General features: G+C 70.6%; 17 protein-coding genes and 4 pseudogenes. 8 read left to right on the forward strand and 13 right to left on the reverse strand.

Features of this window, described 5'->3' with window-relative positions; translation table 11 throughout:
- Window positions 1–165: 165 nt before the first annotated feature.
- The 3 genes from ACZ6KO_RS33765 to ACZ6KO_RS33775 all read right to left on the reverse strand — a co-directional run bounded on the left by ACZ6KO_RS33765 (window position 166) and on the right by ACZ6KO_RS33775 (window position 3,290).
- On the reverse strand, window positions 166–1,494 hold the full coding sequence (locus tag ACZ6KO_RS33765; RefSeq protein WP_469307797.1) for a S28 family serine protease: 1,329 nt from the start codon (window positions 1,492–1,494) through the stop codon (window positions 166–168).
- A gap of 455 nt (window positions 1,495–1,949) precedes the next feature.
- Window positions 1,950–2,783: an alpha/beta fold hydrolase gene (locus ACZ6KO_RS33770; RefSeq protein WP_469307798.1), complete on the reverse strand. Its 834-nt coding sequence runs from the start codon at window positions 2,781–2,783 to the stop codon at window positions 1,950–1,952.
- A gap of 33 nt (window positions 2,784–2,816) precedes the next feature.
- Window positions 2,817–3,290, reverse strand: a complete 474-nt coding sequence (locus ACZ6KO_RS33775; protein ID WP_469307824.1) for a S1 RNA-binding domain-containing protein — start codon at window positions 3,288–3,290, stop codon at window positions 2,817–2,819.
- Between ACZ6KO_RS33775 and ACZ6KO_RS33780 the strand changes: the two genes are divergently transcribed.
- Together ACZ6KO_RS33780 and ACZ6KO_RS33785 are read left to right on the forward strand one after the other, a co-directional pair.
- On the forward strand, window positions 3,174–3,503 hold the full coding sequence (locus ACZ6KO_RS33780) for a hypothetical protein (protein ID WP_469307825.1): 330 nt from the start codon (window positions 3,174–3,176) through the stop codon (window positions 3,501–3,503). The genes ACZ6KO_RS33775 and ACZ6KO_RS33780 overlap by 117 nt on opposite strands.
- 142 nt (window positions 3,504–3,645) lie before the next feature.
- Complete coding sequence (locus ACZ6KO_RS33785) at window positions 3,646–4,674, forward strand: aminoglycoside phosphotransferase family protein (protein WP_469307799.1); 1,029 nt, start codon at window positions 3,646–3,648, stop codon at window positions 4,672–4,674.
- Between the two features lie 49 nt (window positions 4,675–4,723).
- Here ACZ6KO_RS33785 and istB read toward each other — a convergent pair.
- A pseudogene (gene istB / locus ACZ6KO_RS33790) lies at window positions 4,724–5,549 on the reverse strand (IS21-like element helper ATPase IstB).
- Window positions 5,546–6,166, reverse strand: coding sequence for a TetR/AcrR family transcriptional regulator (locus tag ACZ6KO_RS33795; RefSeq protein WP_469307800.1), 621 nt, complete (start codon window positions 6,164–6,166; stop codon window positions 5,546–5,548). The pseudogene istB and the gene ACZ6KO_RS33795 overlap by 4 nt, the downstream one beginning before the upstream one ends.
- 115 nt (window positions 6,167–6,281) lie before the next feature.
- On the opposite strand from ACZ6KO_RS33795, the gene ACZ6KO_RS33800 reads away from it, so the two are divergent.
- A complete protein-coding gene (locus ACZ6KO_RS33800) occupies window positions 6,282–7,097 on the forward strand; it encodes an SDR family NAD(P)-dependent oxidoreductase (protein ID WP_469307801.1) in 816 nt (271 codons plus the stop codon).
- Between the two features lie 331 nt (window positions 7,098–7,428).
- Window positions 7,429–7,590, forward strand: a pseudogene (locus tag ACZ6KO_RS33805) (IS630 family transposase); the annotation flags it as partial.
- A gap of 13 nt (window positions 7,591–7,603) precedes the next feature.
- Here ACZ6KO_RS33805 and ACZ6KO_RS33810 read toward each other — a convergent pair.
- The 3 genes and pseudogenes from ACZ6KO_RS33810 to ACZ6KO_RS33820 form a co-directional block, all read right to left on the reverse strand.
- Window positions 7,604–7,687 (reverse strand): annotated as a pseudogene (locus tag ACZ6KO_RS33810) (GNAT family N-acetyltransferase); the annotation flags it as partial.
- 27 nt (window positions 7,688–7,714) lie between these two features.
- Complete coding sequence (locus tag ACZ6KO_RS33815; protein WP_469307802.1) at window positions 7,715–8,230, reverse strand: GNAT family N-acetyltransferase; 516 nt, start codon at window positions 8,228–8,230, stop codon at window positions 7,715–7,717.
- A gap of 393 nt (window positions 8,231–8,623) precedes the next feature.
- The gene (locus tag ACZ6KO_RS33820) at window positions 8,624–9,643 is read right to left on the reverse strand and encodes a hypothetical protein (RefSeq protein ID WP_469307803.1); all 1,020 of its coding nucleotides are present in this window, start codon (window positions 9,641–9,643) and stop codon (window positions 8,624–8,626) included.
- A 540-nt stretch (window positions 9,644–10,183) separates the two neighbouring features.
- Here ACZ6KO_RS33820 and ACZ6KO_RS33825 point away from each other — a divergent pair.
- Window positions 10,184–10,399 (forward strand): hypothetical protein, encoded by a 216-nt coding sequence (locus ACZ6KO_RS33825; RefSeq protein WP_469307804.1) that lies wholly within the window; start codon window positions 10,184–10,186, stop codon window positions 10,397–10,399.
- A 423-nt stretch (window positions 10,400–10,822) separates the two neighbouring features.
- Here the strand turns inward: ACZ6KO_RS33825 and ACZ6KO_RS33830 are convergent, their stop codons facing one another.
- The 3 genes from ACZ6KO_RS33830 to ACZ6KO_RS33840 all read right to left on the reverse strand — a co-directional run bounded on the left by ACZ6KO_RS33830 (window position 10,823) and on the right by ACZ6KO_RS33840 (window position 12,166).
- Complete coding sequence (locus tag ACZ6KO_RS33830) at window positions 10,823–11,134, reverse strand: hypothetical protein (RefSeq protein ID WP_469307805.1); 312 nt, start codon at window positions 11,132–11,134, stop codon at window positions 10,823–10,825.
- 247 nt (window positions 11,135–11,381) lie between these two features.
- Entirely contained in the window at window positions 11,382–11,510 is a 129-nt protein-coding gene (locus ACZ6KO_RS33835; protein WP_469307806.1) for a hypothetical protein, read from the reverse strand.
- 377 nt (window positions 11,511–11,887) lie between these two features.
- Window positions 11,888–12,166 carry a hypothetical protein gene (locus ACZ6KO_RS33840; RefSeq protein ID WP_469307807.1) on the reverse strand — a complete coding sequence of 93 codons (279 nt, stop codon included), beginning with the start codon at window positions 12,164–12,166 and terminating at the stop codon, window positions 11,888–11,890.
- Window positions 12,167–12,351: 185 nt separating this feature from the next.
- Between ACZ6KO_RS33840 and ACZ6KO_RS33845 the strand changes: the two are divergent.
- A pseudogene (locus tag ACZ6KO_RS33845) lies at window positions 12,352–12,659 on the forward strand (IS630 family transposase); the annotation flags it as partial.
- A 24-nt stretch (window positions 12,660–12,683) separates the two neighbouring features.
- Here ACZ6KO_RS33845 and ACZ6KO_RS33850 read toward each other — a convergent pair.
- Window positions 12,684–13,598 (reverse strand): MerR family transcriptional regulator, encoded by a 915-nt coding sequence (locus tag ACZ6KO_RS33850; RefSeq protein WP_469307808.1) that lies wholly within the window; start codon window positions 13,596–13,598, stop codon window positions 12,684–12,686.
- Window positions 13,599–13,858: 260 nt separating this feature from the next.
- Here ACZ6KO_RS33850 and ACZ6KO_RS33855 point away from each other — a divergent pair, with 260 nt between their 5' ends.
- Window positions 13,859–15,472 (forward strand): carboxylesterase/lipase family protein, encoded by a 1,614-nt coding sequence (locus ACZ6KO_RS33855; protein ID WP_469307809.1) that lies wholly within the window; start codon window positions 13,859–13,861, stop codon window positions 15,470–15,472.
- 263 nt (window positions 15,473–15,735) lie between these two features.
- Here the strand turns inward: ACZ6KO_RS33855 and ACZ6KO_RS33860 are convergent, their stop codons facing one another.
- Window positions 15,736–16,977, reverse strand: coding sequence for a serpin family protein (locus ACZ6KO_RS33860; protein WP_469307810.1), 1,242 nt, complete (start codon window positions 16,975–16,977; stop codon window positions 15,736–15,738).
- Between the two features lie 237 nt (window positions 16,978–17,214).
- Between ACZ6KO_RS33860 and ACZ6KO_RS33865 the strand changes: the two genes are divergently transcribed.
- Window positions 17,215–20,889, forward strand: a complete 3,675-nt coding sequence (locus ACZ6KO_RS33865; RefSeq protein ID WP_469307811.1) for a protein kinase domain-containing protein — start codon at window positions 17,215–17,217, stop codon at window positions 20,887–20,889.
- The last annotated feature ends 168 nt before the right edge of the window (window positions 20,890–21,057 follow it).

Consider the following 21,057-nt stretch of genomic DNA (forward strand, 5'->3'; position numbering starts at 1 on the left):
GAGTATTTCCTGAGTGTGTCCGGACGTTGAACAACTTATCCACGACCGGGTCGGGTGATCAATACGAAAAAGGCCGGACAAGAGGATTGTGACGCTGCCCATATGCCAATTCTGACAATGGACCGGCATTTGAACGCTCTGCTATCGCGATCGCCGGCGCGACCGCTAGCGCGACCGCGCCCACCGCTTCAGCATCCCCTCGGCCCGGGCCCGCTCGGGCCCGGGCAGGCCGGAGAGGGCCGTGGTCCCGTGGGTGGCCTTCGGGACCGTCAGGACCGCCGAGTCGCGGGTGCGCCGGCCCACGGAGAACCGCTCGGAACCCCAGGGGTCCCACTGGCCGTAGACGAACAGCAGACGGGTGCCGTCGCGGTCGATCCAGTCCTGGACGTCGCGCATGGCCCCGCGGTCGGGGGCGGCGCCCCGCAGCGGCTCGGGCAGCTGGTTGCGTACGTCGTAGACGTCCGGGTAGCGGCGCAGGTCGGCGAGCCAGTCGAACGCCGGGGACGGTCTGCCGATCTGAGTGGCCGCCTGGTAGTAGTAGGCCGCGTGCGCCCCGATGCGCTGGTCGGTGTAGCCGTCCAGCCCGCCGAGGGTGAAGTGCAGCCAGCCCCACAGGGTGTCCGCACTCGCCCCGGCCACCGGAACCTTGTCGCAGCCCTCCTCGCCCCACAGCATCCAGTACGAGAAGACCGACTCCATCGCCATGAACTCCACGGCACGGTCGGCCGTGCCGAAGGTGGCGGTGTACGTGTAGCCCTGCTCCTTGGCCCAGGCGTCGTACCGGGCGGCCAGGGCGTCGCGCCCGCCGAGGAGCTGCCGGCTCACCCGCTGGACGTCGGCGCGGCACCGGGGCGTGCCGACGGTCGCCAGGAACCTGTCGTAGCCGCGGTCGTCGGTATCGTCCACGTCGTGGGGGGCGACGTAGGCGAGGGTGCCGTCGACGTCCCGCGGGTGGAACCGGCGGTGGTAGACCGATGCCATCCCGCCCTTGCTCCAGCCGGTGCCGATCCACTTCTGCCGGTAGACGTGCCGGAGCGCCGTGACGACGGCGTGGTAGTCGTCGGCCGCCTGGCGGACCGTCAGGGTGGACCAGTCGGGGGCAGCGGGCGTGGACGGTCCGAAGAACCGGTGCTCGATCTTCAGCTCGTTGCCGCCGAGGATCCGGGTCGGCTCGCTGACCCCCTCGCTCTCGTCGAGCTCGTACCCGGTCGAGTACAGCACCGTGGGCGCGTCGAGCGAGCGATGGACCAGATTCAACCGCTGCTCGAAGGTGCCCCGCGAGTGGTCCCTGTGGTCCGCCCACTGCCGGAAGGTCAGGGCGTACTGTCGGTCCCCGCCGTCCAGCACCCGCTGCTCGCCCACGGTCACGCCCGGCACGGTGGCGAGCAGCTCCCGTATGTCCCCGGCCGCCGCGACGGCCGTGCCCGCGCCGGCCGCCGTACCGCCGGCGGCGAGCACCAGCACCGCGACCGCGGCGGAGCCCCACCGCCGCACCGTCCGGTGTCTTTGCCTCTGTCGCGCCAAGGCGCCCCTCCACTTCGCTGTCGCTGCGCTCCGGATTCCCCGAAGCACCCACCAGCTCACCTTGCGAAGGTTCGTTGCGATATTGGCACTTGCGCCAGATCGGCCGCTCACGGCGGCCTCCAGCACGTGATCTTGGTCTCCTCGGCGCGCGACAACACGACGCTCCGCGCCGGGGGGACGGTCGCAGAAGCCGCAACGTCCGCCTGAACGCGATCCGCTCCCTGCTCTCCTACGCCGCCCTCCAGCATCCCGAACACGCCTGTCCAGACCTGCCTTCGCGCCCCGGAGCTCACCAGCCTGAACTCCAGCCCTCCGCATCGACGACTGCACGAACGGGGTCGTGTGGATCTCCGCTTGCGATGGACAAGCGCCAGGCGGCCCGAGCTGTGCAGCTCAGGCCGCCTGGCGGGGTGCCTCCTTGCTGTTCAGCTGTCGCGCATGACGGCGCGTAGGCGGACGGCGAAAGCATCGTGGTCGTCGACGAAGCCGGTGTGGCCGCCGGGGAACGCGGCCGGATCCGTGTCCAGCGCCTGGGCGAGCGCGCGGGCGGTGCGGTCGCAGAGCTGTCCGGTGGAGTCCTCGCCGATGCCGACCACGATGCGGCAGGCCGCCCGGCGCAGGGCGCCGAGGTCGGGCCGCCAGTAGGTGGAGCCCCGCATCTCGTGGGCAAACCAGCGGCGTTCGTCCGCGACCTGCTGCGCGTCCCGCGCCCCGCCGAACATCTGCTCCACCACGGGCTCAGGGATGAAGATGTCGGCCTGGGCGAAGAACTTCTTCCACGCCCCTGTCACGTCGCCGGCGAGATAGGCGGCGATGGTCTCCTCGGTGCCCGCCCGCAACTGCTCACGATCCTCTAGCAGTTCGATCAGCGGGGGCTCGTGGGCGATGACAGTGCGGACGAGCTCGGGGTGGAGCTGGGCGAGGGCCAAGGCGCTGACCGCGCCGCCGCTGGACCCCACCACCACAGCCGGGCCCGCGTCGACGTGGGCGATGAGCCGGGACAGGTCGTCGGCGCGCAGCTGCGGAGTCGACTCCTGCTCGGGATCGTCGAGCCGACTGCGGTTGATCCCCCGAGGGTCGGTGGTGAGCACGGTGTGGTCGGCCGCGAGGAGGTCGGCCAGCGGGGCGAAGGCAGCGGCATCCATCGGGGCGCCGACCAGCACGACGAGCGGACCTCGGCCGCGCACCTCGTAGTGAAGGCGAGCGTCGGGCACCTCGAGGGAACGGGCGCCAGCGGCATCGGTCGCGTGGGTGATCATGCATCCTCCAGCGGTACTGAGATCGGCTGTCGATCACTTAGACCTCTCGGCAGGCGCGGACTCATCGCTCGGGGAGAAGTTTGTTGCGAGCCGGGCCGCGCACGCGGCGGCTGGCACGGACTGGAGATGCGCCGCAGTGGGCCTGCGCGGGCGCCCGGGACAGCGGATGGGGGAGCAGGGGCGGCATGGTCGTGCAGGGGTGACTACGTTGCCTTCCTGGCGATCAGGGCTGTTCACGAGTGACGGTGGCCTGGTGCGGTAGCGGGCACCTGGAGATCGCTTCCCGTCCTCCGGCAGACTTCTGGCGGACAAGGTGAGGCTGCGGCGCACGAGGTCGATCCCGACGAGCCGTACGGTGATCTCGTCGCCCTCGCTCACGACCTGGCCGGGGTGCTCGACGGGCTCGTCACGGAACTCGGTGTTGTGCACCAGGCCCTCGACGCCGTCGGCGAGGCGGACGAAGGCTCCGAACGGAACCAGCTTGGTGACCTGCCCGACCGTGACCATGCCTGCCTCGTCCGCGAAGGCAAGGAGCGGGTCCTCTTGGAGAGCTTTCAGCGACAGCTGAACCTGTCCACGCCGGGTGTCTACGTCGATGATCTCGCCGACGACCCGCTGGCCGGCCATGACGGCGTCTGCAGGATGGTCGATCCACCGCCAGCTGGCTTCGTAGGTGAGAACGGAGAGCGATTGTTGGTGGCAGCTGGCACCACTGTGTGATCGAGTTGTCCAGGAATGTTGATGAGAACTGGCAGCACCTGGGAGGCAGCCCCGTGTGTATCCCTGCTCTCCGAGCCGGGGCAGAACGGCCAGTCGTGCGGAGTAACCGCACGGTCGTTCGGCCGCGTGGAAGGATGAGCCCATGTGGTCGCGACTGCCGTTTGGGGACGAGTTACGAGCTGAGCTGGGATCGCCCAGGCGCTCTCGAAGACTGGGCAGCAGCCCTCGCTCGCGTGTATGGCGTGTCGAGTTGCCAGCGGCGACGGCGGTGGTGAAGCAGGTCGTCGACGGTCCTGATGCCGACGAGCGATATGCCCGCGAGGTGGCTGCCCTCCGGCTCGCCGCCCGTGCTGACGTCCCTGTGGTGCCCGCGTTGCTGGCCACCGATCCCGGCGAGCGGGTCTTGGTGCTGGAGTATCTGGATCACCGACGCCCAGCCGGCGACTGGATCGTCGACTATGCTGCCGCGCTGGCACGGCTGCATGCCACCGCTCGTCCGGAGGACGTTGGGGTACTTCCTCGGTGGCAGGGCCCGAACCAGGCCGATATCGAGTCCTTCCTGCGGCTGGCCGGGGCTCTGGGGGTTCCTGTCACGTCTGGCGTGTCCGGCGAACTCAATGACCTCGTAACCCGGCTCGACCAGGCATCTGGGCATGCCCTTCTCCACGGGGATCCCTGTCCCGGTAATGATCTCCACACTGCCACGGGAACCAGATTCATCGACTTCGAGCAAGCGTCACTGGGTAACGGCTTGACGGAGCTCGCCTACCTGCGCATCGGCTTTCCGACCTGTTGGTGTGTCACTTCAGCGTCGGAGCCGCTGCTGGAACAGGCGGAGAGCGCATACCGCAAGGTGTGGCGCACCGTGACCGGCTCCGAAGCCCAAGGCGGGCTCGCTGACGCGTGCGCCGGCTGGCTGCTCCGCGGCGACGCGCTGGTTGAGCGGGCACGCCGCGAAAGCATTGATCACCTGGACCGGATTCCCCACCGGGACTGGACGTGGGGCACCGCGACCGCCAGGCAGCGGCTCGTCTATCGGCTCGGAGTCGTTGGCCAGATGACAGCCGACCACACCTCTCTCAGCGGCATAGGCAGCCTCACCACCGCCATGCGCCAACGAATGCTCGCTCGCTGGCCCGCGCTTGGGCCCGTCCCGGCAGAGCGACCGTAGAGGTCGGCTGGTAGCCCACAACCGTCGACGAGTCCGGCGGCAGTGTTGGTCAGGCGATGGCTTGTTGTTCGGCGCGGGCGCGGGTGGTGGCGAGCCGGTAGGAGTCGGTGCCGGTTTCGATGATATTGCCGCCGAACGTGAGGCGGTCGACGATGGCGGCGCAGAGGCGGGGGTCGGTGAAGGTCTTTGTCCAGCCGGAGAACGACTCGTTCGAGGCGATGGCCACGCTGTTCTTTTCCTCCCGCTCCGTCAGAACCTGGAAGAGGAGTTCGGCACCGCGCCGGTCGAGCTCCATGTAGCCGAGCTCATCAATGCACAAAAGATCGACGCGGCCGTAGCGGGCGATGGTCTTGGTCAGCTGCTTCTCGTCGGCGGCTTCGACGAGCTCGTTGACCAGCTTCGTGGCCAGCACGTATTTCACCCGGTAGCCGGCCATCGCTGCTTCGGTGCCGAGTGCGATCAGCAGGGTGGGACTTGCCGGTGCCGGAGTCGCCGATGAGGCAGAGAGGCAGGCTCTTCTTGATCCATTCGCATTTGGCGAGGGTGTGGATCAAGGCCGCGTCGATGTTCGGGTTGGCGTCGAAGTCGAACTTGCGAAGTGACTTGTCGCGGGGGAACCCGGCGGCCTTGATCCGTCGCTCGGAGCGGCGGCGGGCCCGGTCGTCGCACTCGGCCAGCAAGAGCTCGGAGAGGAAGCCGAGGTAGGACATCTGCTCGCGGCCGGCGGTCTCGGCAAGCTCTGGGAACTGGGACCGGATGGTCGGCAGCCGCAGCATCCGGCATGCCTGGTCGACCGCGGCGGTGGCGGCCTGCTCGGTGAGTCCTCGCTGGCGGGAAGGGGCACAGTCGTTTCCCGGCCGCGGGTGCGGAGCTATCCGCGTACCGCGGCCACCGCTTCGTCGAAGGCCCGCTCCATGCCGATGGCGCCGTTGCTGCGAGCCCACGTTTCGGTGGCGATGTCGGAGCAGGTCAGGGCGCAGGCGGCGAGCGCACGGGCGCGGACCTGGGTGATCGGGTCTGTGGAGGCGTCGAGCCGGGTGGCGATGTTGGGCGCGAGCAGGTCCGTCCACTGCTGTCGCCTTTCCATCTGGCGGGCTCGGAGCGCGGGCGACGCGTCGACGATGTTGGTGATCTTGAGGATGTCCTCCGGGGAGTACGGGAGAGCCTCGGCGAGCGTTTCGAGGGCTGCCCGGAGTGCCGTCCACGGGGGCTCGTGGGCCGGGCGGTCCTCGAGTGCGGCCTGCAGGATCCTGCCGTACTCGGCCTGGTCGCCGAGCGCGAGGTCTTCCTTGGTGCCGAAGTAGCGGAACAGGGTTCGCTGGGAGACGCCCGCCTCGCGCGCGATCTGGGCGATCGTCGTCTCCTCGAACCCCTGGGCGACGAAAAGGCGGAGGGCCGTGTCGATGATCTCCTGGCTGGCCAACTGCCGTGACCGCTCCCATACCGACGGAGCGGCCGCTCCCGAGCGCTGCTGCTTTGCGTCCTGCCTCATACCTCCACAGTACCCGACTGTCAGCTTGGCATTCACACACCGCTTGGCAGTCGCTGCCAGGCTGGCGTAGGCTGCATTGACGACACGCTGAAACGCAACGAAGCGAGGTTCCGTCATGGGCGCGGTCGAATACCGAGGGCAGCTCACCCTCGTCACGGGAGCCAGTTCCGGGCTGGGCAGGGAGTTCGCACGGCAGCTGGCGCACCGGGGTTCCGACCTCGTACTGGTGGCGCGACGCCGTGACCGGCTCGAGGCGCTGGCCGGCGAATTGTCGTCCCGGCACGGCGTGAGGGCCCACACCGTCGTCCAGGACCTGAGCGATGAGCGGGCCGGGGAGAAGCTGGCGGCTGAAGTGCACGGCCGGGGCCTTGCCGTGACCAGCTTGATCAATAACGCGGGGTTCGGCACCTTCGGGCCCTTCCGCCAGGAGGATCCGGTCCGGATGCGGCAGGAGATCGCCCTGGACGTGTCGGCCGTCGTCGACATCAGCCGTGCCTTCATCAATGAACTTCAGGCGTACGGCCGGGGCGTGCTGGTGAACGTCGCCAGCATGGCCGCGTACCAGGGCAATCCCCAGATGGCCGTCTACGGTGCGACCAAGGCGTTCGTGCTGAGCCTGACCGAGGCGCTGTGGGCGGAGTCGCAGGGCACCGGCCTGCGGGTCCTGGCCCTGTCACCGGGAGCGACCCGGACGGAGTTCTTCGAGGTCGTCGGCACCCAGGACGCCGCCGGCGGCACGCGCCTGCAGGCTCCGGAGGAGGTCGTGGCGACCGCGCTGCGCGCCCTGGACCGCAAGAACCCGCCGCCGAGTGTCATCGCGGGCCGACGCAACAGGATGATGGCCGCCGCGGCACGCCACCTCATGTCCAGGCGTCAGCTCACCCAGCTCATCGGGCGGATGACCCAGGCCCCGACCGCTGCTGCCGGCTGAGACCGAGCCTGCCCCGACGCGCACACCGCGGAACGCAGCACATGCCCGTTCCGCATCCTGGACGCGGACCGCCCCGACCCCTCCGCGAAGGAAGCCCTCGATGACCACGTGCAGTGACGGCTCAGCGCGTGCTCTCGTCGAGGGCGGGGGCGGCGCGGTCGGCATCGGCCGGCAGACCGCGCTGCTCACCGCGCAAGACGATGGGCACTGCATGGGCCCTGGGCCGAGCGCAGCACCACCGATCCCCGCTCCCGACTGCTGCTCCTGATCCCGGCATTCGGCGACGCCTCCGTACCCGATGACGCCGTCGAGCGCCGCGTCGACGCTCGGAGCCTGGACGCCTTTCGAAGACGAAGCCGGATTCTCGATGACGCCGCCGACCTCACGCACCTGAGGCGAACACGGCAGCACACCGGTCACCCGGGTCCGCGGCCGCTCCCAGCACCACTTCTCCACCGCCACCCTGTGCTGCTACACACCCGGGACGCGCTCAACGCGACAGTGAAACCAGTAGTGAACCAGTCGAGCGCCGCGGCGCAGGCCTCGGAGGCGTACCCGTACCCCCACGCCTCCGGCAGGAACATGGAGCCACACGGATGCGCCCGGCGACGCTCAACTCACAGCATGCGCTGGTAGCGGAGCTCCGTGAGCGTGATCCCGTCGTAGACGTCGTCCTGAGTCGCACCATCAGCCTGATAGCCGGCCCGTTCGTAGAAGCGCTGGGCTCGGAGGTTGTCACGCAGAACCCACAAGGCTGATGCCCCGAAGCCCTGGTCTTTCATCTGAGCATGAGCCTCGTCCAGGAGGATCCGGCCGATGCCCTGCCCGATCAGATCCGGCGAGATGTACAGGGCGTAGACCTCACCGACCCGTCCCAGACCGGGTACCTCACTGCGACACGGCCCACAGCAGATCCACCCCACCGGGCCACGGTCACCGAGCGCCACAAGATCTCGTGACTCTCGTCCGGGTTGAGAAAACCACTGCCGCCGTTGTGCGGCGTCGCCTTCCACCGACATGGCATCCAAATACGTCTGCGGAACGATGCCGGCGTACGCCGCCTGCCATCCCCGGACCCGGATTGCCGAAACGGCCTCGATGTCGGCCGCATCCATCTCCCGCACGTGCACCATCGCGCCACCGTAACCGCACAGGCACCCAAGGGCGAAGTGCTTTGCCCCGCGGCCGGTGCCTCCTCCAACGAGAGCGGCTCCTGACGAACGGTCTCCTCTGCGGACTGCCGCCCACGACCGGTACGAGCACCCCGAGTACCGGCCACACCAGCCTTTCACCTGCTATTTCAACTTGGCGGAAGCTCTCTGGCCGGCCAGGCCTCGCGCGCCGGGATGAGCGTGAGGGGCACCCGGTCGGGTCGGATCGGCGTGATCGGCCTGCGGGCCCGCGGGCTGCTGAGGCATCGCCGTCGAAACGGGGCTGCCCGTGCGATGTGGCGCGAGCCTGCTCCGGCACCGGGTGTCGGTTGTCCCGGGCGCCGGGCAGCAGCACGAGGGATCTGGTCGAGGTGGCTACTGGAAGCTGAGGACGTGGGGGTGGGTGGGTTCTGCCGGGCACGTGTGGATGCGGAGGTATCCGCTGGCGAAGCAGACATCGGTCGGCGTGATGGCGGTTGGGGTCTCGTCGGGGTGGCGGTCTTCCAACGGGGCCCAGCTGATCGAGGCGCTGTCCCATTCGACGTAGTGCGCGGTGAGCAGGGGCGGCATGGGCCTTGCGCATGCGGGGCAGTTGACGGGCTTGGGATCGGTGACGCTCCACGTGGCGTATCCGCCGACCTTCCAGCCGGGGGCCAGCGAGTGAGCGCTTGCATAGTCCGGCGGGAAGTCTGCTGCGTCTTCGTCGCCCTCGTCGCCCTCGTCGTAGAGGGTTTCTTCCCAAGCGGCGATGGCTCGCTGGAGGTCTTCGGGGAGCAGACCGATGTATTCGTGTTCCAGAACCTGTTCGGGGTCGAGGACGCACGGGCTCGGGACGCACTCCGGCCGGCCGACGACGGTCGGCTCCGGCTGTTCGGCCAGGACTTCCTGGATATCGGTGCTGCGCCGCCATTTCAGGACGACGTCGACGCTCGGCTCGGATTCCGTCCCATGGGCTTCGAAGGGGCACCAGAAGATCTGCAGAAGGTCGTGACCGGCCGGCCCGCGGAGGTCGGAGACGTCAGGAGACCACAGCTGTGCGACCGCGAGCATCGGCACGGGATCCGCGTCACGGATCTCGGGGGCGTGGCTGCCAGGCTTGAGGGTGGCCAGGATCTCCAGTTCCGCGTCGGTCTTCCGCCGTCCCGCGGAGGCCGTATGGACCTGCCGGGCCCGGCGTACGTCGGCAAGCCGGTAGCCGGTGCCCTTGGGGTGTACGGCCGTACAGACCGGCCAGGGCTCATCGGCGGGCCAGAGCATGGGGCCGCCGATCGAGCCGTCCCGCGCGCTGGGGTTCCCGGGGCGGGGGTGGAGCCGGGTCGCGGTGCGCCGGTGCGCTGCGAGGGCGGGGAACAGCCGCTCGATGTCGTAGGGGCGGCGGGCAGTGGTGTGGGCCATGGAGTCCTCTGCGACGTTGCCATGTGCACGCTACACGCCCGTTCTGGGGGACGGCGTAGCCGAAGGTCTGCTCGTACGAGCCCGCCGCATCGCCCACCCGCCGTCCCTGGGTGTCGAGGGCCGAATGGTGGTCGCCGCGGAGGGCTGCGGCGTGGACTCTGCCGTAGTTGGCGTTGAGGAGGCCGAGGGAGGGTCGGCTGACCTTCCTGACAGCAGGAGATGATCGCCCTGCTCGGGGAGATGGCAGCCGCCGAGACCCACCCGGCTCGCCGGGAGTTCCTGGAAGAGTTCCCGGAGGGCTTCGGGCTCATTGACGATGCATCCTGAACGTCGCAGCTTGCCGTACAAGACAGGCACCGAACCGCGTCACGGCGGTTGATCCTCCACCCACACTCATCACCTTGAGCCCGACGATGTTGGATAGCTACATGGTGAGACGCAAGAAGGAGAAGCGGCCCGCCTGGGGCATGCCGAAAGGGATCGTCCTGTTGGCGACGCCGGAAGGCTGGCGCACCAGCGTCCTGACCATGGAAAGGCGGCATGCTCTGCGGGCGTCTGGACGTGCCGATCAACACCGACCCACAAGACGCGCGGGCCGCGGCGGCGGTGATGGTGGCGGAACTCGCGCGCGACTTCCACAACACCGACGTCGAGGTGAGCTGGGATCCGCCCCAGGAGCCTTGGGCGTGGACCGCCCAAGTCACCCTCGCCGCCGATGGCGAACCGCCGACGGTTGAGCGGCAAGCTCAGGAGTAGAGCAGCACGCGCTTGCGGAAGAATTCGAAGCCGGTCGGCGAGTGCCTCCAGTTCGGGGCAGTGCGACCGTACGGCCTTGAGCTGGAGCCGGTCGCTCTCGGCCAGGGCCTCGGGGTGGGTGAGGATCCAGCGGGTGAGGGCGCGGGCGGTTGGCGGCCGGGGGCTGACCGGCTGGAGTTTGCCGCGTAGGTTCCGGCTGACGTAGGCGCGACTGTTGCCGTTGCGGTTGCCGTCCGGGTAGGCCTCTTTCTTGATCTCCTGCCACAGCTTCCAGGCGTTGGTGCGGCCCTCCCGCGCGGCTCCGCTCAGCGAACCTGTCTCCGGTCGGCCATGGCGACGACGCGAGCGGTTCCGCGGCCTGCTGGGGCCCCTCCGGCGGCGCCGGTGCCGGTCGCAAGCAGGTGCGGTGCCGGAAGAGGCACTTCAGGATTCGCCGGCGGTGCGGCCCAGCTCTCGCAGTACCTGCGACCAGGGGTCGGTGTCGTCCGCTCCGCTGACGTGGGTGTAACCGGGCCCGAAGACGTACTCCAGCAGGAAGCCGTCCAGGTCCTTGCTCCACTGTTCGAAGTCGGCGCTCTGGGACCACACGATGCCGCGGTCGGGGAATCCCCAGATGGACTGGTCCGCGCGCCGCATGAACAGGGGGTCCTCGTTCACCTTGCCGATGCAGTACCACTCGTCCTGCCCGAGTGGGACGGGGGAGCCGGGCGGGGTCTCGGCGTAGAACTGCGACAACGGGGCGGACTTGGCGTCGAAGAGGACGATGCGCCCGAAGAAGCCGCCGTTGGCCGCCTTGAGGTAGTCCCGGTACGGGTCGGGGATCGAGGCGTCCAGGGACTTGCCGAAGCCATCGCTGAAGCCCTGGGGACTTGGTTCATCATCTCCCAGTCCGTGTTCTGCGGGAGGAGGTCTCGGGCGACGGCGAGCAGTGTCGTCAGCTCTGTGCTGGTCATCGTGGTGGTCCTTCGATCCTGATGGGAGTCTAATCGGGGAGGGGGAGGCTCTCTATCCGGCCCCAGATCTGGCCGCCGATCCACTGGTTCGTGAAGGCGTCCAGGATGTGAGGGTTGCTGGCGTGGTCGAGGTTCATCCGCTGGCGGAATCTGCTCACCAGTCGCTCGGCCAAGGCCTTGTTCTGGGAGGCGAACTGTTTCCAGACACGCTTGATGAGTGCGGACTTGGTGATCGAGGTGTCCCGTGCGACCGGGTACCGGGTGCGCCTGCGCTGCGCAGGAATCCTCGCCGCCCATGCCGATGTCGGCGCCTGCGCTACCTGCTCGCGGATCAGAGCCCGCCATGCCGGCGACACCCGCACCCTCTGCCGCCAGCAGGGCCAGGCGGAGATACCCTGCTGCACCGGATGCGGCCGCCCCGACCACACGGACCCGGCTCGACCTGCCGGCCTCGCCCCCTCGCATCCTGTGCGCTGCGCTCGGAGCGGTCGCCGGTCTGTGCCTGCTGGCCGCTTGGCCCCGTCTGCAAACCCTGCTACGCCCTCACCAGCGCAAACCCGGCCTTGTGCTCCGCCTGCTCGACGGTGAGAGTCCTGATTGCCCGGACCGACGGGCGGAGCACCTGCGGCCCCTGCGCCGGACACCCGGACCCGTACGCCTGCCCGCGCTGCGCCGGCGCCAGCAGCCCGTCACCGGGTACCAGTGCGAACGCTGCGTGGTCGAAGACCACCTCAACACCCGATGTCGCGGCCTGCAGCCGGCGCCCGCCGTCCGGTTCGATGCCCTGGGCGAGGCGCTTGTCGCCGCCGAGCATCCGCGGACCGTTCTGACCTGGCTGCGGACCTCGGCCTGCGCCCGCATACTCAGCGAGATCGTGGCTTCCGGCCGGCTGCCCACGCACGCCGACCCCGACTCGGTCACTTCCTCAGGCCGCGGGGGCCGCGCAGCGCGCGGACTGGCTCCGCGGTGTTCTGGTGACCTCGGGAAGTCTGCCCACCGCTGGGCAAGCCCTTCACCCGCTGGTCGGTCCGCCGGTCCGGAAACTGGTCGACCACCTGCGCAGGAACATGGCCCGGCCCGGCCCGATCGGCCGCGAGGCTCTGCGGTGCCTACTGGCCCGCCGAGGGATCACCTTCCAGCGGCCCACCGCCGGGCCCCTGCTGGCAGAAGCAGGGCAACCCCGACAGGCTGCCTGCCACCCACCGCCGCACCACGGCATCGCCTACGTCCACCCCTGCCACTCAGTCGGCGGCGACAAGATCTGGGCAATCAACCGGCGCCGCAAGGGCACTTGCGCTCGGCTCCGGCTCGCCCCGACGGACATCCCGTCCTCAAGCGGTCCCGGCGATCGAGATCGACAGTCCGTCGGTCAGCCATCGATGCGCCACCGTCATGTTCAGCACGCCCCCGCCCGTAGCAGTGCCGACCAGGGCCCAGTACCGCTCCAGGCGGGGGTCGAAGCCGGACGAGCGCGACACCAGCCCGTGCAGGTATGCGCGGAAGGCGGGGGTGTCCGACTCTCGCCGAGCTCGTGCGTGGGCGGACACGAACGCGTCCACCGCGTCCCCCGCGGCGGGCGGCAGCCCCTGGGCCAGGGCGGCGGCCGTCAGGGCGGCGGCTTCGTCGATCTCCGCGTAGAAGGCCGGGCCGTCCCTCATCTCCTCTTCGTGGTCCTGGGTCCACCGGGTGAAACTGGGCGTGGATATGAGCAGGTGCAGCTCGGCGTAGGCCAGGGCCGTAGCGGGGACGGGGTCCTGCGGCGGGGCGGGGGCCAGCATCGCGATCATGATGTCGAGTCGGCGCCTGGGCATGGCCGCGGACAGCTCGCGGTACCAGTGGTCGGTGAGCGTGCGGTGCGCCTCCGGGAGCCGCTGCACGCGTGAGAACACCTCCAGACGCCGGAGCCGTTCCTCATCCGGGCAGTCGTCCAGGGACTTGAGCGTGGCCTCGCGCCACCGCAGTTCGGTCAGTCGTTCCTGCACCGCTTCGAGTTCGGTCGTCACCAGTTCGCCGAGCGTGCGCTCGCCCGTGACCACCTGCGTGATGGTCGCGATCGGGGTGTCCAGCGCCCGCAGGCGTCTGATGAGCCGGATCCGCTCCCATGCCTCGGGGCCGTAGCGTCGATGCCCACCGTTGCTCCGGGCGGCCACGGGCAGCAGACCGCTGTCGGAGTAGTAGCGGAGCGTTTTGACGGGAAGGCCCGTTCCGGCCGCGAGTTCACCGATGCTCCACGTGTCTTGCGTCACAGTCCCTTGAACCTCCAGTGCGCGGGAGGTTCTAGCGTATTGATCACCGACGGCATCGGTCCGCAACCGATCTCGCAGCTCGGACCTCGTCCCGCCAAACGGACCGGTGCAGCCGCGCATGGCCTGGCGAGGCCTCGTCCTACGCCGTCCCCGACCCGAGAAAAGAGGGCGTACGTATGTCCCTGCCCCCGACCCTGACGGCACCGCGCCCATGCCGAAGAGCCCGACTCCGTGCGGTGTTCTTCCCCTTGCTGTGCGCGGTGGCACTGCTCTCGGCCACCGTCGCACCTGCGGCCGGCGCCGGCCCCCGTTCCCCTGACTCCGCGGGGCAGGACGGTTCCGTCGTACGCACCGACCAGGGGCTGGTACGCGGTGTGTCGCACGGCTCGTACACCACCTTCGACGGCATTCCCTACGCCGCGCCGCCGACCGGACCGCTGCGCTGGCGTGCCCCCGTGCCCGCCGCCGCGTGGCAGGGGGTGCGGGACGCGACGAGGCCTGCTGAACGCTGTGTGCAGATGCCGGCACCGGGTTCGAGTGCGGTCGTCGGCTCGGAGGACTGCCTCTACCTCAATGTCACGGCGCCGGCGACGAAGCCGGCCGGGAAGAAGCGGCCCGTGCTGGTGTGGATGCACGGCGGTGCGTTCCTGGGCGGCTCGGGCAGCGACTACAGCGCCGAACGACTGGCCGTCCGCGGTGACACCGTCGTCGTCACCGTCAACTACCGGTTGGGGGTCTTCGGTTACTTCGGCCACTCCGCGCTGGGCGCAGCCCCGCCGTTCGGCCTGGCCGACCAGCAGGCCGCCCTGCGCTGGGTGCGGGCGAACGCCGCGCGTTTCGGCGGTGATCCGGGCAGGGTCACCCTGTTCGGCGAGTCCGCGGGCGCCCTCAGTATCTGTGCGCACCTCACCTCGCCGACGGCCGCCGGACTCTTCCACCGGGCCGTCCTCCAGAGCGGTTCCTGCCAGACGTCCTTCCCGCGCGGCGCACTCGGGCCCGGGACACCGGAGTACGAGCCGTTCGCCTCACGGACCGACGTCCAGACGGCCGGTGCGGAAGCCGCCCGGCAACTGGGCTGCACGGCGGGCGGCGGGAAGGAGGTGCTGGCGTGCCTGCGCGGGCAGAGCACGGACCGTCTCGCCACCGCGCAGCTGATGCAGTCCTTCAACCGGCCCGCCTTCGGCAACGCGCTGCTGCCCGTGGCACCGGCCCAGGCGTTGGCGTCCGGACGCTTCCACCGCGTGCCAATCATCCTGGGCACCAATCGCGACGAGATGCGGATGTTCGTCGGCCTGTCGCTCGGCGCGTTCCCGATCCGTACCGAGGACGACTACCGCGCCCGTCTGGCGGAAGCCTTCGGACCTGCGGCCCCGGCCGTCGAGGCGCGGTACCCCGCGGCACGGCATGCCGCTCCCGCACTGGCCTGGGCCGCTGCGCTGACCGACCGGTCCTTCACGTGCACCGCGCTGGCAGCCGGCCGGGCCATCGCCACGCACGCCCCCGGCCTACCCCTGTACGGCTACGAGTTCAACGATACGGGCGCTCCCGTCCTCGCCGGTCTGCCGGCGACCCCGGGCTTCCCCTACGGTGCGGCGCACGGCTTCGAGATGCCGTTCCTGTTCCCCTCCTTCCCCACCGAGCGACCGCTGACCGACGGCCAGCGCGCCCTGTCGGACCGGATGGTCGGCTACTGGACGAACTTCGCGCGCACCGGCGACCCGAACACTCCCGACGCCCCGGCATGGCCCGCCTTCCGCCCCTCGTCACCTCATGCGCCATGGGTGCAGTCGTTGGCTCCGGGATCAGGCGGTATCCACCCGGTCGACGCGTACTCCGCACACGAATGCTCGTTCTGGGACAGCCTGTCCAAGTGAGCCTCCCGCACGTGCCGGCCGGCGTCGGCGTCGGCGTCGGCGTCGGCGTCGGCGTGGACCGGGCCGTAGCCGGCCTCCTCACCGGGCAGGACGGCCCGCGTCCCGCCGCCCCTGCCCCCGCCCCGGCCGCCGCCTCGGTGCCGGTGTCCGGACGGGGCGGCATCGGATACGCCGTCACCGTTCGCGGAGACGGCGGCCCTCGCGGCGCGCGGGACAGCGTCGCCCGATCAGGCAACATCGTCCGGCCACGACCTGTTGCGTGATCACTCCTCGTTCTCCCACTCCTCGTCCTCCCAGTCCTCCTCTCCCCAGACAGGGGCAAGCGGTTCGGCCACCCATCCCGCGGCGAGCACGAGCCGGGAGGACCGCTGCACCGCGAGGAAGCCGAAGGGCCGGTCGAACCGGAGGTCGATGGTCCGCACGCGGTACGGCGGTGGCGGTGCGATGCCCGCCCCGGCCGCACCGAAAGCGGTCACGGCGGCGGCCTCGAACCCCTTCGCGTGGAACCGTGCCATGGCCGACTGGCTGCCCGACTCGATGCAGAGCGGGTCGCGGCTGATCCCGGGGAAGTGACCGGGAGCGTCGCGCGTGCGGGCCGTCTCCAAGCCGAACAGCCCGGCGTGCTCCAGGAGGTCGTGTTCAGCCTCGACGGAGAAGGCCACCGTGTCGACGGCCAGCCTCGGTTCGGGCCGGTACGCCGCCCGTCGGCCGATCCGGAGTCCCGGTCCGGGCGTGCCCCAGGGCAGGGAGAAGCCGTCCACCGACGGTACGGCACGGGTCACGGCGGCGATGCCACCGGCCAGCACCTGACCGGCAGCGGAATCCGGGGCGCCGAGTACGAGGTGGACGTCCACTGCGCCGTCGCCGACCACCTCGAGCACGGTGACCGGACCGGCGGGCGTCTCGGCGACCCGGACGCGGTGCAGCAGCGAGGTCGTGCGGTGCAGCTGGAGGATCTCCCGGTCGGCCCAAGGCCCCTCAGCAGGACTTCCGGGCCACTCCTGGAACGGTCGGACCCAGCGGAGCCGCAGCGCCAGGGCGGACGCCAGAACCAGTCTGGTGTACTCGGTCAGCTGCACCGGCATCCGCTCGATCAGGCCGCCCGTCCGCGCGGCCGTCCAGTCGTCGAGCAGCTTGCGGTCGGCGGCCCGGTCACCGGTGAGCCTGCCGTGAGTCCCCTCGGGCAGCCGGGCCACCCAGTCCGGATCGAGCGGCAGGTCCGCCCGTGCCCAGAGTCCGGTGGCGGCCTCCAGGCCGGGTACGCGCCCCAGGGCCGTCAGCAACTCCCGGGACGCGGTGGCGGCCCGGTCCGCGGGTATGCCGAGGGCCTCGGCCAGCTCCTCCCGGGCCTGGCCGCCCGCGCCGTCCGCCAGCGAGGCGAGCAGCGGCCAGACCCCGGCGGCGGTCAGGACCGTTCCCGTGCGGCCGTCGGGCGCGACCGAGGCCTCCGCCCAGCGGCTGGTCAGCCGGTTGACCGCGCGGATCGTCGAGTTCCTCATGCTCATGCGCGGGAGCCTACGTGGAGGACGCCACCGAGCCGGAACGATTTTCCGCAGCCCCCGCAGCCCCCGCAGCCCCCGCAGCCCCCGCAGCCCCCGCAGCCCCACCCCGAGGACCGTCCACCGGCGGGCCCCACGCGTGCGAAAGCGGCCCGCTCGCGGCCCCGTTGACCTTCCGGCTCCGGTCACCGAGCATGGCGCGACGCACCGCCCCCATGGGGCGGACCAAGGGGGGTGGGAGCGGTGGGAAGTCCGCTGTTACCGGAGGATCCGGAGAGAATCGGCGCGTACTGGCCCGCTTCACGGCTCGGCGAGGGGGCCCAGGGGGTCGTGTACGAGGCGTACGACCGCGATGGGAACCGGGTGGCGGTGAAGGTACTGCGCCGTTCCGCCGACGAGTCCGTCCGCCGGTTGTTCCGCCGGGAGGCGGAGGCCGCACAGCGCGTGGCCGGTTTCTGCACCGCGCGGGTGCTGGAGGTGTCGTCCGGTATCGATGAGCCGTACCTCGTCGGGGAATACGTGCCGGGCCCTTCACTCGGCGCCCGCGTCCGCGACGGCGGTCGCCTGGCGGAGGACGAGGTGGTCCGACTGGCGATCGGGACGGCCACCGGTCTGGCAGCGATCCATCGGGCAGGGGTGGTGCACCGGGACCTCAAACCGGGGAACGTGCTGCTCGGCCCGGATGGTCCCCGCATCATCGACTTCGGCATCGCCCGGTCCCTCGACATGTCGCAGACCGCCAGTGGCGTGATCATGGGAACGCTCGGCTACATCGCCCCTGAGGTGCTGTCGGGAAAGCGGGCCGGACCGGCTGCCGACGTCTTCGCCTGGGGTGCCACCGTCCTCTACGCGGCTTCGGGCGAGGAGCCGTTCCGCGGCGGGAACGTGGTCGAAACCGCCTACCGGACCGTGCGCCACCGCCCCGACCTCTCCACCGTGCCGCGCTCCTTGCGCGCCATGGTGGCCTGCGCCCTGGCACAGGACCCCGACCACCGCCCGGCCGCCACCGAGATCCTGCTGTCCCTGCTGGGCGACCCGGCCGACGTGCCCGCGTCCGGATCCCGGCCGGTGCCAGGGACGGCCGAAAGCCCTTCCGCTGACCCCCGGATCGCCCTGATGCAGGTCGGCGCCCGCCGCGCCGGCCCCGCGGCATCAGACGCCGGAGACCGGGTTTCCACCCTGGGCGAGCGGGCCGAGGAGGCCTGGGCGGCCCTGCCCGAACGGGCTCGCCCCCTCGCCCACGAACTCATGCTCCGCCTGGTCGTGCCCGGCCCGTCGCCGGACGGGTCCGAGGACACGGTGCGTTCGGCGTCCCGGACCGAACTCCTCGATGGCCGGCCCGACACGGAACAGCACGCCATGGCCGGGGCCATCGCCTCCCTCACCGAGGGCGGGGTGCTGCTCGTGCTTCCCGACGGCGGGGTCCGCCCCGCCCCCGCGCTCATCCCGGCGTGGCCCCGCCTGCGCGGCTGGATCGAGACGGATCGCGCTGGTGCGACTGTCCGCCTCTGGCTCACCACCACGGCGCTGGCCTGGGAGAGGAACGGCCGCCGGAGCGAGGACCTGCCGCACGGCAGCGAATGGGAGAGGTGCGCGGCGTGGTTGCCCACGGCGCCGCTTCACCTGCGTCCGAACCCCTTGGAATCCGCCTGCGCGGGCGCGGCATCGACCGCGGCCCGCAGTGCCGTGCGCCGCCGTCGGCGGTTCAGGGCGGGGCTGTCCGTCGTCACCGTGCTGGCGTTGCTGGCCGGCGGGGCGGCATGGCTTCAGTCTCGCGAGATCGACCGCAGACAGGCCGAGGCCACGGCGCGGACGACCGCTCAGTCCGCCGAGACCCTGCGCGGTACCGATCCGGTCGCGGCGATGCTGCTGGGGTTGGCCTCCTGGCGGGTGGCGGAGGTCCCCGAATCCCGGGCAGCCCTCATCGCCGCCGCCTCCCAGCGCGAGATCCAGGCCACGACCACACCCGCGTTCACCTACGGCGAGAGCACCCAGCGCATGCTGTCGGGCACGGGACGGTACGCGTTCCTCCTGTCTCACGCAGGCCTGAGCGCGGTCGGCCTGACCGGCGCGGACCGGGCCCGTGCGCGTACTCTCCTGCCCGCCGGCACCAAGGTGGGTCTCCTGGCGTCGTCACACCTGAGCGAGGACGGCTCCGTCGTCGTTGTCCCGGCTCCGGACGAGAAGACGCTGCAGGTCGTCTCGACCCGCGACGGCAAGGCGCTGGCCCCGCCGCTGCCGCTGAACGGACGTCACGTATCCGGCGTGACCAACAAGGGCGAGTTGGTCCTCGGCCGGCCCGCAGGCGGTACGGAGCTCGTCGCCCCGGCGGGCAGCACGATCACGAGCGTCCCCGAGGGGGCGTCCGTCGCGCCCGACGGTCGCCACATCGTCTCCTGCTCGACGGCCGGGGTCACCGTCCGGCCCGTGGCCGGCGGGCCGGCCGTCCTGGTGCCCCGGCCCGCCGGCTCGCAGGAGCCGACCTGTCGCGGGAAGTTCCTGTTCAGCCCGGACGGCGTCCGGCTCGGCTCGATCAGCGCGTCCGGCTCCGGGGACTCCCACGACGTCGTCGTGTACGACCTGGCGGCTCGGCGCGTCGTGGGCGAGGCCGCCGGGCTCGTCTCCGAACCCCGGTTCAGCTCCCGGGGGAACTACCTCGTGTCCACGAACACCACCAACGGGATCGAGGTCTGGAGCGCGGACGGGGGAAGCCTGCCCGTCGCACGGATTCCCGCGGCCGGCCTCAACAACCTCTCGAGCACGCGCATCCCGGTCTGGGACCTTGCACTGGACGAGGAGACCGAGAGCCTCCTGCAGTGGACCGGCGACACCGTCCACCATCTCGATGTGTCGGGGGCACTGACGGGGGGACCCCCCGTACGGACCTACGTGACGGCCCGGGCGGTTTCCGGCGCAGGCCGCACGGCTCTGGTCACCGAGAGGTTCTCCCCGGATCTCAGCGGTAGTTCCGACCGCTTTCAGGGGAGGGTGGTCGACATGCGCACGGGCAAGGACGTGGTGCCGGCGTTCCGTCAGAACCTGTGGGTCGCCCAGGACCTGCCCGGCACCGCACTCGGTGACATCAGCGACGACGGCCGGCTCATCGCCTTCACCCAGGGCGCGGCAGACGACCGGTACGGCGTCACCCTGCGGGAGGTCGCCACCGGACGGGACGTGCTGCACTGGGCGTCCGCAGAGGGCAGCGGACCGGCATGGGTGGACCTGGCTCCTGACGGGGCCCACATCGCCACCCTCCAACGGGAAGCGGGCGTCCCCACCGGAGAGGGCGACATCCTGAAGATCCTCGACGTCCGATCACGCAAGGAGGTCCACTCCATCTCCGGGACGCAGGCCCATGGCGCCTTCAGCCCGGACGGCCGACACTTTCTGAGCACCGACGGCACGCTACTGGACCTCAAGACCGGCACCGACAGAAGGCAAGCCATGTTCAGCGGCGGCGTCCGGAAGGTGGCCTTCTCCCCGGACGGGCGCCTCGTGGCCGCCTTCAGGGAGACCGGACTGGTCGAACTCTGGAACGGGCAGGTCACACAGCGGATCACGACGATGTCGAGCAGTGTCTCGCGCGGCGGCGGGAGGGGCGGCCAGGACCTCGACGGGTTCACCTTCTCCCAGGACGGCCGGCTCCTGGCCGCCGTGGTCAACGGCGACAGCGTCCAGCTCTGGGACACCGACAGGCACTATGCCTTGGGAGACCCCCTCCTGCTGCCCGGGCGGGGCGTCGAGGCGCTGGCCTTCGACGGTGACGTCCTGTGGGCCGTCGCCGGCACCCGCGCCCGGTCCGTGGACCTGTCCCCGGACCGCCTGGCCGAACGCGTCTGCCGCCGCGCTGGACGCGATCTGACGGAACGCGAATGGTCGACCTACCTGCCCGGCGTTTCCCGGCGCCGCCTCTGCTGACCGGCAACAGCGCCCCGACCGCTGCCACTGCCCGGTGCCTGCCACCGTGCTCCCCGACGGTCGGCCGTCAGCGTCCACGGAAGCCTGGGCGAGCACCGTGCCGACGAACATCCAGCAGTGCCGTACGGCGCGCTCGGGCGGGGCACCGGCTCAGGGCAACGCGAGGCG

It is taken from the genome of Streptomyces sp. NPDC042102 (assembly GCF_055582305.1).

Excerpts from the sequence above, each read along its gene's own strand:
- ACZ6KO_RS33785 (WP_469307799.1), top strand. The coding sequence starts at position 3,646 with ATGTGGTCGCGACTGCCGTTTGGGGACGAGTTACGAGCTGAGCTGGGA.
- ACZ6KO_RS33825 (WP_469307804.1), top strand. The coding sequence starts at position 10,184 with ATGCTCTGCGGGCGTCTGGACGTGCCGATCAACACCGACCCACAAGAC.
- ACZ6KO_RS33775 (WP_469307824.1), bottom strand. The coding sequence starts at position 3,290 with ATGGTCACGGTCGGGCAGGTCACCAAGCTGGTTCCGTTCGGAGCCTTC.
- ACZ6KO_RS33860 (WP_469307810.1), bottom strand. The coding sequence starts at position 16,977 with ATGAGCATGAGGAACTCGACGATCCGCGCGGTCAACCGGCTGACCAGC.
- ACZ6KO_RS33770 (WP_469307798.1), bottom strand. The coding sequence starts at position 2,783 with ATGATCACCCACGCGACCGATGCCGCTGGCGCCCGTTCCCTCGAGGTG.
- ACZ6KO_RS33795 (WP_469307800.1), bottom strand. The coding sequence starts at position 6,166 with ATGAGGCAGGACGCAAAGCAGCAGCGCTCGGGAGCGGCCGCTCCGTCG.
- ACZ6KO_RS33800 (WP_469307801.1), top strand. The coding sequence starts at position 6,282 with ATGGGCGCGGTCGAATACCGAGGGCAGCTCACCCTCGTCACGGGAGCC.
- ACZ6KO_RS33820 (WP_469307803.1), bottom strand. The coding sequence starts at position 9,643 with ATGGCCCACACCACTGCCCGCCGCCCCTACGACATCGAGCGGCTGTTC.
- ACZ6KO_RS33815 (WP_469307802.1), bottom strand. The coding sequence starts at position 8,230 with ATGGTGCACGTGCGGGAGATGGATGCGGCCGACATCGAGGCCGTTTCG.
- ACZ6KO_RS33840 (WP_469307807.1), bottom strand. The coding sequence starts at position 12,166 with ATGCTCGGCGGCGACAAGCGCCTCGCCCAGGGCATCGAACCGGACGGC.